Source organism: Bradyrhizobium sp. AZCC 1578 (assembly GCF_036924675.1).
Classification (GTDB): domain Bacteria; phylum Pseudomonadota; class Alphaproteobacteria; order Rhizobiales; family Xanthobacteraceae; genus Bradyrhizobium.
The window spans coordinates 4,498,713-4,511,214 of sequence record NZ_JAZHRZ010000001.1; the positions used below are offsets into that span (position 1 = coordinate 4,498,713).

At 64.0% G+C, this 12,502-nt stretch carries 13 protein-coding genes; 3 read left to right on the forward strand and 10 right to left on the reverse strand.

The window, feature by feature from the left end:
• Nucleotides 1-139: 139 nt before the first annotated feature.
• Nucleotides 140-1,501, reverse strand: coding sequence for an AmpG family muropeptide MFS transporter (locus tag V1290_RS21435; protein ID WP_334366244.1), 1,362 nt, complete (start codon nucleotides 1,499-1,501; stop codon nucleotides 140-142).
• A gap of 65 nt (nucleotides 1,502-1,566) precedes the next feature.
• Nucleotides 1,567-2,775: a DNA recombination protein RmuC gene (locus V1290_RS21440; protein WP_334366245.1), complete on the reverse strand. Its 1,209-nt coding sequence runs from the start codon at nucleotides 2,773-2,775 to the stop codon at nucleotides 1,567-1,569.
• 182 nt (nucleotides 2,776-2,957) lie between these two features.
• Between V1290_RS21440 and def the strand changes: the two genes are divergently transcribed.
• The 3 genes from def to truA all read left to right on the forward strand — a co-directional run bounded on the left by def (nucleotide 2,958) and on the right by truA (nucleotide 5,500).
• Nucleotides 2,958-3,485, forward strand: coding sequence for a peptide deformylase (gene def, locus V1290_RS21445; protein WP_334366246.1), 528 nt, complete (start codon nucleotides 2,958-2,960; stop codon nucleotides 3,483-3,485).
• A 187-nt stretch (nucleotides 3,486-3,672) separates the two neighbouring features.
• Nucleotides 3,673-4,605, forward strand: a complete 933-nt coding sequence (gene fmt, locus V1290_RS21450; RefSeq protein ID WP_334366247.1) for a methionyl-tRNA formyltransferase — start codon at nucleotides 3,673-3,675, stop codon at nucleotides 4,603-4,605.
• Between the two features lie 157 nt (nucleotides 4,606-4,762).
• Nucleotides 4,763-5,500, forward strand: coding sequence for a tRNA pseudouridine(38-40) synthase TruA (gene truA / locus V1290_RS21455; protein ID WP_334366248.1), 738 nt, complete (start codon nucleotides 4,763-4,765; stop codon nucleotides 5,498-5,500).
• A gap of 121 nt (nucleotides 5,501-5,621) precedes the next feature.
• Here truA and dapE read toward each other — a convergent pair whose 3' ends face one another.
• The 8 genes from dapE to yihA form a co-directional block, all read right to left on the reverse strand.
• Nucleotides 5,622-6,788, reverse strand: a complete 1,167-nt coding sequence (dapE, locus tag V1290_RS21460) for a succinyl-diaminopimelate desuccinylase (protein WP_334366249.1) — start codon at nucleotides 6,786-6,788, stop codon at nucleotides 5,622-5,624.
• On the reverse strand, nucleotides 6,781-7,398 hold the full coding sequence (locus V1290_RS21465) for a DUF805 domain-containing protein (RefSeq protein WP_334366250.1): 618 nt from the start codon (nucleotides 7,396-7,398) through the stop codon (nucleotides 6,781-6,783). Before V1290_RS21465 ends, dapE begins: the two co-directional genes overlap by 8 nt.
• A gap of 72 nt (nucleotides 7,399-7,470) precedes the next feature.
• The gene (gene dapD, locus V1290_RS21470; protein ID WP_057846067.1) at nucleotides 7,471-8,316 is read right to left on the reverse strand and encodes a 2,3,4,5-tetrahydropyridine-2,6-dicarboxylate N-succinyltransferase; all 846 of its coding nucleotides are present in this window, start codon (nucleotides 8,314-8,316) and stop codon (nucleotides 7,471-7,473) included.
• Between the two features lie 201 nt (nucleotides 8,317-8,517).
• Nucleotides 8,518-9,213: a pyrimidine 5'-nucleotidase gene (locus V1290_RS21475; protein WP_334366251.1), complete on the reverse strand. Its 696-nt coding sequence runs from the start codon at nucleotides 9,211-9,213 to the stop codon at nucleotides 8,518-8,520.
• A gap of 183 nt (nucleotides 9,214-9,396) precedes the next feature.
• Nucleotides 9,397-10,440, reverse strand: a complete 1,044-nt coding sequence (locus tag V1290_RS21480; protein WP_334366252.1) for a DUF1036 domain-containing protein — start codon at nucleotides 10,438-10,440, stop codon at nucleotides 9,397-9,399.
• Between the two features lie 32 nt (nucleotides 10,441-10,472).
• The gene (gene argB / locus V1290_RS21485; RefSeq protein ID WP_028347942.1) at nucleotides 10,473-11,369 is read right to left on the reverse strand and encodes an acetylglutamate kinase; all 897 of its coding nucleotides are present in this window, start codon (nucleotides 11,367-11,369) and stop codon (nucleotides 10,473-10,475) included.
• Between the two features lie 104 nt (nucleotides 11,370-11,473).
• On the reverse strand, nucleotides 11,474-11,845 hold the full coding sequence (locus tag V1290_RS21490; RefSeq protein WP_334366253.1) for a DUF423 domain-containing protein: 372 nt from the start codon (nucleotides 11,843-11,845) through the stop codon (nucleotides 11,474-11,476).
• Nucleotides 11,845-12,495 (reverse strand): ribosome biogenesis GTP-binding protein YihA/YsxC, encoded by a 651-nt coding sequence (gene yihA, locus V1290_RS21495; RefSeq protein ID WP_334366254.1) that lies wholly within the window; start codon nucleotides 12,493-12,495, stop codon nucleotides 11,845-11,847. Before yihA ends, V1290_RS21490 begins: the two co-directional genes overlap by 1 nt.
• Nucleotides 12,496-12,502 lie beyond the last annotated feature (7 nt).

Genomic DNA, 12,502 nt, shown 5'->3' on the forward strand with positions numbered 1-12,502 from the left:
GTCGTCCCTGCGAACGCAGGGACCCATAACCACAAATGTCCGTCGTGAGGCCGTGCTGGCGCTCCAGCGCATTTCAACAAGCAAGATTCGTGGTTATGGGTCCCGGCGCGCGCTTCGCTTGGCCAGGACGACGGAGAGACTAAACCTTCACCGGTCCCACCGCTTCAAAATGCCCGCGCCGCTGCAGCCACGTCAGCAGGATCAGGCTCGGCACCGCGACCGCAACCGAGATCACGAAGAACAGCGGCCAGCCCGTCGCCTCCGCCACATAGCCGGCGCCGGAGGATAGATAGGTGCGCCCGACGGCGGCCAGTGCGGTGAGCAGCGCGTATTGGGTCGCCGTGTGCAACGGGTTCCGGCATAGCGCTGAGAGATAGGCGACGAAGATCACGGTGCCGATAGCGCCGGTGAAGTTTTCCGCCGAAATGGCGGCCGCCAGTGCCCATTGGTTGGTGCCGACAAAGGCGAGCCACGCAAACACCAGGTTGGAGATCGCCTGCAGCACGCCGCCGATCCAGAGGCTTGCGACCAGCGAATATCGCCGCGCCACATAGCCGCCGGCAAAACCGCCGATCAGGGTCGCGGCGAGGCCGACGCCCTTCACGATGGCGGCGTAGTCGTTGCGGGTGAAGCCGAGGTCGATCACGAACGGCGCGGTCATGGTGCCGGAAAACGCGTCGGTGAGTTTGAACAGCACCACGAAGGCCAGCACCGTCAAGGCATGCTTGCGGACCAGAAATTCGGAGAACGCCCCGATGGCGGCATGCATGACGCGCGAGAATGCAGCCTCGTCGTGGGTCTTGGCCTCCGCGCGCACCGATTGTTCAGGCTCGGTGGCGGCCAGTGCGGTGACGGTGCCGATCAGCACCAGCGCGGCCATGGCAACATAGCCCCACATCCACGCCGAGCTACGCCCGATGCCGGTGTCCTCGAACGCGCTTACGAGGAACAGCACGCCGGCGGTCGAGACCAGCATGCCGATCCGGTAGGCCGCGACGTAGGAGGCCATCCCGGCGGCCTGTTCGCTTTCGGGCAGGCTCTCGACACGGAATGCGTCGACCACGATGTCCTGCGTCGAGGACATGGTCGCGACCAGAAGTGCGCCGAGCGCCACGAACAGCGGCGAGCGCGCCGGGTCGGTCAGCGCCAGCAGCATAATCGCGCCGATCAGGAGCAGTTGCGAGAACACCAGCCAGCCGCGCCTGCGGCCGAACGCGCGCGTGAAGATTGGCACATGCAGCGCATCGACCAGCGGCGCCCAGGCAAATTTCAGCGTGTAGGGCGTACCGACCAGCGCGAACAGTCCGATGGTGCCGAGATCGACGCCGGCTTCGCGCATCCACACTAGGAGCGTCGATCCAGATAGCGCCAGCGGCAACCCCGACGAAAAGCCGAGCAGCAGGACGATCAGCACGCGCGGCTGGAGGTACACGGCCCAGGCCTCGCGCCAGGTTGGCGCGGGGGCTTTCTCGGGCGCAGAGGTGGCTTCTGGTGCTGTCATGCAGGGGTGTTAGCAGATTTTGCAACACTGTCATCGCCCGGGCGTTGACAGTCTAATATGCGGCCCTACTCCCCCGCCTGCAGCTTGCGCGGGGCGGGGAACAGCTCGGGGGTGCTGCTCTTGACGAAGCGCGGCACTTCCACCGGCGCATCGGTCTTGCTGAAATCGAGTTCCTCGATCCGCCCGGCGCGCTTTTCGATTTTGTCGGCGGAGATCAGGATCTGGCGGACGTCCTCGTTCACGTCGCCAAAATGCTTTTGCAGCTTCAGCACGCGGTCGCGCAAGCGGCCCAGATCGTCGCCGAGGTTGAGCACTTCGGTGCGGATCTGGTCGGCGGCATCGCGCATGCGCGCGTCTTTCAGGATCTGTTGCATCACCTGGATCGCCAGCATCAATAGCGAGGGCGACACCAGCACGACGCGGGCGCGGTAGGCTTTTTGGATCACGTCGTCAAAGCCGTCGTGGATTTCGGCATAGACCGATTCCGACGGCACGAACATCAGCGCGGTATCCTGGGTCTCGCCGGCGATCAGGTACTTCTCGGCGATGTCATTGACATGTTTCATCACGTCGTTGCGCAGGCGCTGCGTGGCGAATTTTCGCTCCTCGTCGCTGCGCGCGTCGTGCAGCGCGGTCATTGCCTCCAGCGGAAATTTGGCGTCGATGCAGAGCGGGCGCTGATCCGGCAGGAACACCACGCAATCCGGCCGCTTGCCGGACGAGAGCGTGTACTGGAACTCATACGAGCCCTGCGGCATGCCGTCCTGCACGATTGCTTCCATCCGCGCCTGGCCGAAGGCGCCGCGCGACTGCTTGTTGGCGAGGACGTCGCGGAGCGTTGTCACTTGAGACGTCAGGTCGGTGAGGTTCTTGTGCGCGTTGTCGATGATGCCGAGCCGCTCGTGCAGCACGCGCAGGCTATCCATGGTGTGGCGCGTGGTCGCTTCCATCGATTGGCCGACGCGATGCGTCACCGAATCCAGCCGCTCGTTGACCGCGCGCGCCATCTCGGCCTGGCGGCCGGCCAGCGCCTGCGCCATGGCGTCGACCCGCCCCGTCGATTCGCTCTGCGCTCGCAGCATCTCGCTCAGCCGCTCTTCCAGCTCGTCGGCGCGGATCGCCTGCGCCATTGCCAGTTCCGCGCCGCGGCGGGCGGAGCGGGCGATGACGATGGCAATCGTCAGCAGCAGCGCCAATGCGAGCGCGCCGAAGCCCGCCAGCGCCTCGCCCACGTGAATCGGCAGGTCGCCGACGATGAAGAGAATTTCGTTCATGTCAGCCTTGTAGCCCGATTCGCCGCTTGAATCGAACGAAGGGGGAACATTTATGGTAAATGATGGATCAATTATCGTGGTTAACGCCGGCTTAAAAATCATGGTTAAGGCCGCCTTAACGGCCGCTGCGGCGGATTGACCCCGGCAGGTCAGCGGCTTAAATCCCGCGCCAGAGAAAAATCATGGCCATCAGAGAAATCATCATCCTGCCGGACAAGCAGTTGCGGCTCGTCTCCAAACCTGTCGAAAAGGTGACGACGGAGATCCGCAAGCTCGCCGACGACATGTTCGAAACCATGTACGACGCGCCCGGCATCGGTCTGGCCGCGATCCAGGTCGCGCAACCTTTGCGGTTGATCACCATGGATCTCGCCAAGAAGGACGAGAACGGCGAGACCAAGCCGAAGCCGCGGGTGTTCATCAACCCGGAAATCATCTCCTCGTCCGAGGAAATGTCGGTCTACGAGGAGGGCTGCCTTTCGATCCCCGAATATTACGAGGAGGTCGAACGCCCGGCGCGGGTTCGCATCCGCTACACCGATCTCGACGGCAAGGTGCATGAGGAGGACGCCGATGGCCTGTTCGCCACCTGCATCCAGCATGAGATCGACCACCTCAACGGCGTGCTGTTCGTGGACTATCTGTCGAAGCTGAAGCGCGACCGCGTGATGAAGAAGTTTACGAAAGCCGCCAAGCGCGCGGCGGGGTAGGCGTTTTTCCGCCGTGATCCATCAGCCGTCATGCCCGGGCTTGACCCGGGTATCCACGTCCTTTTTGTGCCGCACTAAAGACGTGGATGGCCGGGGGCGCAGACAAGTGTACGTAGTCTGCGCAAAGCAGACTACTATGCCCGGCCATGACGGAACAAACTAACGCCGTCCCGGGATTTTTCACCTCATGCCACTCCGCCTGATCTTCATGGGCACGCCCGATTTCGCTGTGCCAACGCTTCTGGAACTCGTGGCCCATGGCCATGAGGTTGTGGCGGTCTATACCCGTGCGCCAAAGCCGGCCGGGCGCGGCATGAAACTGCAGCCGACCCCGGTCGAGCAGGAAGCGCGGCGGCTTGGGATTCCCGTGTTGACGCCCACAACGCTGAAGACGCCGGAAGCGCTTGCCGAATTCCGCGCGCACAATGCCGACGCCGCCGTCGTCGTCGCCTACGGCATGATCCTGCCGCAGGCCATCCTCGACGCGCCGCGCTACGGCTGCTTCAACCTGCACGCTTCGCTGCTGCCGCGCTGGCGCGGTGCCGCCCCGATCAATCGCGCCATCATGGAAGGTGATGCCGAGACCGGCGTGATGGTGACGAAGATGGATGTTGGCCTCGACACCGGCGACGTCGCGATGGCCGAGCGGCTCGCGATCACGGACTTAATGACGGCGGCCGACCTGCATGACGCGCTGGCGCCGCTCGGGGCCGACCTGATGGTGCGCGCCATGGGCGGGCTCGAGCGCGGCGGGTTGCAGCTCAAGAAACAGAGCGAAGACGGCGTGACCTACGCCGCCAAGATCGACAAGGCCGAGGCGCGGATCGACTGGAAGCGACCGGCGCGCGAGGTGCTGCGGCATATTCACGGACTGTCGCCGTTTCCGGGCGCCTGGTGCGAGTTGGCTGCCGACGGCGAGCCGGCGCGGATCAAGATTCTGCGCTGTGAGTTGGCGAAAGGTTCAGGTGCGCCCGGCGAGGTGCTCGACGATGGTTTGACGATCGCCTGTGGTGACGGCGCGATCCGCATTCTGGAACTGCAACGCGAAGGCAAGGCGCGGATGAAGGCCGCGGATTTCCTGCGCGGTACGCCGCTGAAGGCTGGTGCGCGGTTTTCTTAACGCTGTCATACCCCGCGATGGCGGGGTATCCAGTACGCCGCGGCCTTCGAGATTGAACCGAGGAGCCGCAGCGTACTGGATCATCCGCCGGAGCCTGTCATCCGGCCGGCCAAAGGCCGGACCGGTTGGCGGATAACGACGGCTCTACTGGATTGAGATGCCCCGCTACAAACTCATCATCGAATACGACGGCACGCCGTTCTCCGGCTGGCAGATCCAGGATAACGCGCCGACCGTGCAGGGCGCGCTGGAAACCGCGGTGAAGGCGATCTGCGGCGAGGATGTGCGCGTCCATGGCTCGGGCCGTACCGATGCCGGGGTTCATGCGCTGGCGCAGGTCGCGCATTGCGATATCCAAAAGCCGTTTCCGCCGGGCCGGCTGCGCGATGGGTTGAACGCGCATTTGCGCCCGCATCCGATCGGTGTGCTCTCGGCGGAGATCGTGGCCGATGATTTCGAGGCACGTTTCTCGGCCAAGAGACGCCACTACCGCTACCGGATCACCAACACCAGAGCCAATCTCGCGCTCGATATCAAGCGGAGCTGGCGGGTGCCGCGGCATCTCGATACGGATGCGATGGACGCCGCAGCCAAGAGGCTGCTCGGCAAGCACGATTTCACGACGTTTCGCGACACCGAGTGCCAGGCGAAATCGCCGGAGAAGACGCTGGACCAACTCGACGTGATCAGGGAAGGCGATCAGGTTTCGATCCTTACTTCCGCGCGCTCGTTCCTGCACAGCCAGGTGCGCTCGATGGTGGGCTCACTGGTCTGGGTCGGCGAAGGCCGCTGGAGCGCCGACGACCTCGCCGCGGCGCTCGCCGCCCGCAACCGCGCCGCCTGCGGCCCGGTGGCGCCTCCGGAGGGGCTGTATCTGGTGCGGGTGGAGTATTAGCTGACGCTGACGATGTAGGATGGGTGGAGCGAAGCGATACCCATCATGTTCGCGGCGAGATGATGGGTATCGCTGCGCTCCACCCATCCTACGGTTCTGTGCGGATGGTGGCGGCGGTGCACTAGGCAAAATACCTTTCCAACACCCCGCGATAGATCTTCGTCAGCTTCTCCAGATCCGACACCGGGGTGCGTTCGTCGATTTGGTGCATGGTCTGGCCGACGAGGCCGAATTCGATCACCGGGCAGTAGCTCGAAATGAAACGCGCGTCCGAGGTGCCGCCGGAAGTCGAGAGCTCCGGCTTGCGTCCGGTGATTTCCTCGATCGCGCTTACTGCGAGATCGGTGAACGCGCCCGGCTTCGTCACGAACACGTTGGAGTTGGAATATTCCCACACGATGCGGGCGCGGATGCGGTTGCCGCAGGCCTTTGCCAGCCGCTCCTCGACCAGCGCGCGCAAGCTTTCCTGGGTGTGGTTGTCGTTGTAGCGGATGTTGAATTTGGCGCGCGCCTGTCCGGGGATGACGTTGCTGGCCGTATTGCCGACATCGACGGAAGTGAACTCGAGGTTTGACGCCTGAAACTGCGCGCTGCCATGGTCGAGCGGCTCGTCGGAGAGCGCTACGATCAGCCGTGAAATATCAGGCACCGGGTTCGACGCGCGGTGCGGATAGGCGACATGGCCCTGCACGCCCTCGACATAGAGCGTGCCGGACTGCGAGCCGCGGCGGCCGATCTTGATGCAGTCACCCATCACCTCGACGTTGGAAGGTTCGCCGAGCACGCAATGACCGAATTTTTCGCCGCGCTCGGCGCACCACTTCAACAGCTTGATGGTGCCGTTGACCGAAATGTCCTCTTCGTCACCGGTGATCAAAAACGAGATCGAACCCCGGCCATCTTTTTGGGGCTTGCCGCCGTTGTCGGCGAGATATTGCAGCACGGCTGCGACGCTGCAGGCGATGCCGCCCTTCATGTCGACCGCGCCGCGGCCATAGAGAAAGCCGTCCTTGACCTCGCCCGAGAACGCGCCGAGCGTCCACGCGGCCTCGTCGCCGGGTGGCACCACGTCAGTATGGCCGGCAAAGGTGATGTGCGGCGCGCTGTCGCCGATCCGAGCGTAGAGATTGTCGATATCGGCGGTGCCTGGCTCGCCGAAGGTGACGCGATGCACCTCGAAGCCGGCGCCCTTCAGCAGACGTTCGAGCACGCCGAGCGCACCGGCGTCGGCAGGGGTGACAGAAGGGCAGCGGACGAGATCGCGGGTGATGGAGACGGCGTCATTCATACCCCGGCTTAACACGCCAAACCGGCGGCGGGCCAGCCTTGTGCGGCACCGGTTCGATCTCGCTTTGCTGGTCCCAGCGCTGCCTGGCGTCGTGCGGCGGTGGCGGCGTCAGCGGATCGGCGCCGAAGCGGTTGGTCCTGCGGGAGCCCCGGAGGCAATACATCTCGACGAAGCCCCAGACGCAGAGAACCAACGCGGCAATGGCTAACGGCTGGTCGGCATAGGAATCGGGAAGCCGCTCTGCGAACTGATTGTAGAGGCCGGGCACCGCGAAGAACGGCACCATCCACCAGCCGCTCTTGTCGCGGTCATGCAGCCGCTTGATGGAGGTCGCGAAATAGACCCACATGAGCAGCGACGTGCTGACCAGCTTGATCGAGAGCCGCGGGAGGTCGGCCGATGTTAGGGACCGATACGCATCGGGGTCCACCAGCCTGAAGAGGTCCCTGGCGCCGAAATGGAAGGATGCGGGGCCGCCGAGCAGGCTGTGGATCGCAGCGATTACCGCCCCCAAAGACATCATCAAGCCCAACAGGACCAGCATTGCGAGCCACATTTTGGCGCGGTTGATGCGGCCGTCGAAGCGGAAAAGGAACCAGACCCAGTCCATGCGAAACCCCGGGCGGCGGCAAAGCCCGCGGCCCGGAGATTGGTCGCATCGGAGGGATTTTAGGTTCGAGCCCTAATCCCGCAGCAATTCGTTGATGCTGGTCTTGGCGCGGGTGCGCTCGTCGACGCGCTTGACGATCACGGCGCAGGCCGTCGATGGGCCGGGCTGGCCGTTCTTCAGCGGTTTGCCGGGCAGGGCGCCGGGAACCACGACCGAATATTCCGGCACTTCGCCGATGAAGGTTTCGCCGGTCTCGCGGTCGACGATCTTGGTGGAGGCGCCGAGGAACACGCCCATTGCCAGCACCGCGCCCTTGCGCACGATCACGCCTTCGGCGACTTCCGAGCGCGCGCCGATGAAGCAGTCGTCCTCGACGATCACAGGTTCGGCCTGCAGCGGCTCCAGCACGCCGCCGATGCCGACGCCGCCGGAAATATGCACGCGCTTGCCGATCTGCGCGCAGGAACCAACCGTCGACCAGGTGTCGATCATGGTCGCCTCATCGACATAGGCGCCGAGATTGACGAAGGAGGGCATCAGCACGACGTTGCGGGCGATGAACGCCGAGCGGCGCACGATCGCGCCGGGTACGGCACGGAAACCGGCGTCGCGAAAACGGTTCTCGCCCCAGCCCTCGAACTTCGACGGCACCTTGTCCCACCACGACGCCTTGCCGGGGCCGCCGGGAATCTGGCCCATGTCGTTGAGGCGGAACGACAGCAGCACCGCCTTCTTCAGCCACTGATTGACCTTCCACTTGCCCGAGGCCTCACGCTCGGCCACCCGCGCCTCGCCTTTGTCGAGCAGCTCGAGTGCGTGATCGACGGCCTCGCGAACCTCGCCCTTGGTCGCCGTCGAAATGCCGTCGCGGGCATCGAAGGCGGAATTGACGGTGGATTCGAGCGCGGACAGGGACATCGGGATTCCTCGGGGGATTGGGCAAAGTCGGTGGGCTTTTTCGGGATTTGGAGGGTGAGAGTCAAGGCACGATGTCGTCCCTGCGAACGCAGGGACCCATAACCACAGGCCGTTGTGAATTGAGCATGGCGTCAACCACCGACCTTAATCAGCGCGGCCGCCGCGTATGGGTCCCTGCGTTCGCAGGGACGACGGAAAGAGTTATCCGTTGCCGCTCAACCTCTGCAAAAACCCCGTCAAATCATCCGTGACATGATCGACGTAAGCTGCATCGCGGCCTTCCAGCTCCCAGTCCTCGCGCACCACTTCCTTGGCGCCATCAGGCACCACCAGCACCGTGGTCATGCCAAGCTGGTGCGGCACCACGAGGTTGCGGGCGAGATCCTCGAACATCGCCGACCTCAGGGGATCGACGCCGTGGACGCGCAGGAACCTGTCGTAGGTCTGCGGCGCCGGCTTCGGCTCCAGCTCGGCGGCGATGATATCGAACACCGCCTCGAAATGCGCAGCCAGACCGAGCCGCTCCAACACCGCGCCGGCATGATCGGTCGAGCCGTTGGTCAGGATCAGCTTGCGCCCCGGAAGCTTTGCGATCGCAGCCCCCATCGCCGGGTTCGGCTCCAGCGGCGAATGATCGATCTGGTGCACATAGGCGAGGTAATCGTCGGCGCGCACGCCGTGCTCGGTCATCATGCCGCGCATGCTGGTGCCGTAACGGCGGTAATAGTCCTTCTGGATCACGCGGGCTTCTTCCGCGGAGATCTTCAAGTAAGCGCTGATGAACTCGCCGATCCGTGCGTCGACCTGCTGCCACAGATTGACGTGATGCGGGTACAGCGTGTTGTCGAGATCGAACACCCAGGTGTCGATGTGGCTGAAGGAGCGGGGGGATCTCATTTTTGACACTGCTCTATCTCCCCGTCGTCCCTGCGAACGCAGGGACCCATACGCCGCGGCGGTTGTTGGTGAGCACAGTGCGCATTGCCTTTTGTCGCGGGTAGGATCCTAGGCCTAACTCGGTTCGGTGGTTATGGGTCCCTGCGTTCGCAGGGACGACGATAGAGCGTGCGCCGTGCTTCATCACGGCATCGCAAATCGCAGCGTCTTGCCGCCGCTACTCATATCGACCGTCGCAAAGCCGATTGCGGCAAGTCCGCGCGTGCCGCAATCGCTCTGTTCGGATATCTCGAACTTGCTTTCGCGCGTGCAGAGCTGTTTCGGGCCGCCCCAGTTCAACGGCTTGTCCCGATACTTGATGGCGCGGTTTTCGCCGTCGACGGCTTCGGCAAAACTGTAGACCTGTTTGGGCTGGCCGATCACATCGGGATGCAGGCACTTGCCGGGATCGATGCGGTACCAGCCGCGGCTGGTCACCGCCTTGCCGTCGTCGGTGGCGACCGCCGCCATGATCTTGTGCGGCGTGTCGTTGCACCAGGTCAGCCCTGTGGAGGAGGGCTTTTGCACGGCGTCGATCATGGTGGCGAAGAAGTTTTGCGACTGCACGATTTCGGCCGCCAGTCCGCGGCTCTTCAGAAAGGCGCTCAAGGCCCCTTGCGTCTTCGGTCCGTCGACGCCGTCGATCGGCGCGGCGTCATAGCCCGCGATCACCAGGAGCCGCTGGATGCCGGCGAGCCGCGCCTGCTCGTCGTCATACTCGGAATCTTCGGCCAGATAGGCGACAAGGGTGCCGTCGTCGGTCCGCGTCGGCGTGATCTGGGTGAACGGCGCCGGCGTCTGGTTGCCGCGGCACTGGCGGGCGGCGGCGATGACGAAATTGTCCGGCGCGATGCACAGCGTGTCGTTGCCGTTCTGCGGGATCGGCGAGGCGCCGTAGACGCCGAGCGCACGCGCGTTCAACAGGATGCGGTCGGCGGTCAGCGCGCCCTGCAGCACCACCCGGCAGGCGGCCGGATCGATCCGGAACCAGCCGCGCGTCGCAGTCGCCGATTTCTCGTCGATGCCGATCGCGGCCTCGACGACGTAGCTCATGCGGTTGCAGAGCTTTAAGTCGGCAAACGCGGGCAGCGCGGAAACGAACAGCGAGGTCATTGCGGCCGGCAGCGAAATCAGGAAGCGTGCAAAGCGCGGCCGTCGCAATGCCCTCCGCTCGTCATGCTTGGCCATGACGGCCCGTATGCGCGTCGCCGCTTTGCTCATCACTTGTGGATCAGCGTGCCGGTGCCTTGATTGGTGAACAATTCGAGCAACACGGCGTGCCGCATCTTGCCGTCGATGATGACGACGCCCTGCACGCCCTGTTCCAGCGCGTAGATGCAGGTCTCGACCTTCGGGATCATGCCGCCGGAAATCGTGCCGTCGGCGATCAGCTTTCGCGCGTCCTTCACCGATAATTCCGGAATCAGCTTCTTCGACTTGTCGAGCACGCCGGGAACGTCGGTCAACAGCAATAGTCGCTTGGCCTTGAGCGCGCCGGCCACCGCGCCGGCAAACGTGTCGGCGTTGATGTTGAGGGTGTGGCCGTCATGCGAGGTCGCCAGCGGCGCCAGCACCGGGATCAGTTCATAGCCGATCAACTGGTTCAGCAGCGTGAGATCGACCTTGTCGGGATCGCCGACAAAGCCGAGATCGATCGCTTTCTCGATGTTGGAATCCGGATCGACCATGGTCCGCGACGTCTTGGTCGCCTTCACCATGTTGCCGTCCTTGCCGGACAGTCCGACGGCCTTGCCGCCGGCTTCATTGATGTAGCCGACGAGTTGCTTGTTCACCGAGCCCGCCAGCACCATTTCGACGATCTCAATCGTGGCGGCATCGGTGATGCGCAGCCCGGCGGCGAATTCCGACTGGATACCGAGCCGCTTGAGCATGGTCGCGATCTGCGGCCCGCCGCCATGCACCACCACCGGATTGATCGCGGTCTGCTCCAGAAGCACGATGTCGCGCGCAAACGCCTTGGCGGTTTCCTCCGCGCCCATGGCGTGGCCGCCATATTTGATGACGATGGTTTCCTCGTCATATTGCTGCATATGCGGGAGCGCTTCCGACAGGATGCGGGCCTGATCGAGCGGGCTGATATCTTGCGCTGATGTCATGAAGCGGGTCTCGCCATTTTCGGATGTCGGGCCGGGTTCTATCCGATTGGCGGGCAGGGCGCAAAGTGGGTTGTTTCCTTCTCCCCTTGTGGGAGAAGGAAGAGTCACTCCCGCCGCGGCCAGGCCGCCGAAACCGCCAACGCCAGCCAGCTCGCGATCAGCAGTGTCCCGCCAGTCGGCGCGGCCATCGTAAACAGCCCATGCCCGGCATAGTGCCGCAGCGTCAAATCGCCGGCGAACAGGCTCGCTGCGAGAACAAGGCCGAAAGCGGCCGCGATCCCGATTTTCGCGTGAACGATCCCGCGCTCGGCCAACGCGACGGCGCCCAATACCGCGCTGGCGTGAAACAACAGCATTGACGACGCCGACACCAGCCGCGACGCATCCGCGCCATGGGCGGAGGCTGCCGCCAGCATGACACCATCAGCGCCCATGATGGCAGCGAGCACGATCAGGATGCGGCCGGTGCGGTTCATCAGCCGCGCTCCTTCAACAGGCGCGCCATCGCCGCGCGCAATTCCGGCATGCCGGCACTGGTGCGCGAGGAGGTCACCAATACATCCGGAAACGCCGCCGGATGCTTGGCGAGCGCGGCCGTTGTCTCGGTGATATTGTTCTGAAGCTCGGCGGCCTTCACCTGATCCGCTTTCGTCAGCACCACCTGGTAGCTCACGGCGGATTTATCCAGCGTCTTCAGCACGTCCTGGTCGACATCCTTGATGCCGTGGCGCGCGTCGATCAGCACATAGACCCGCGCCAGCGTGGCGCGTCCTAACAGGAATTGATGAATCAGCTTGGTCCAGGAGGCGACCTTGGTTTTCGGCGCCGAGGCATAGCCATAGCCGGGCATGTCGACCAGCCGCAGCCCGGCCTTGTCAGGCCCTTCGAAGAAGATCAGTTCCTGGGTGCGGCCCGGCGTATGCGAGGTGCGCGCCAGCGCGTTGCGCCCCGTGAGCGCGTTGATGAGACTCGATTTGCCGACATTGGAGCGGCCGGCAAACGCCACTTCCACGCCCGCCATCGGCGGCAGTGTCTCGATCGAGGGCGAGGCCCAGACGAACTTCCATTCGCCGGCGAAGAGTTTTCGTCCCTCTTCGATCAGCTCCGCATCGATGTCAGCGCTCATGCGAAGA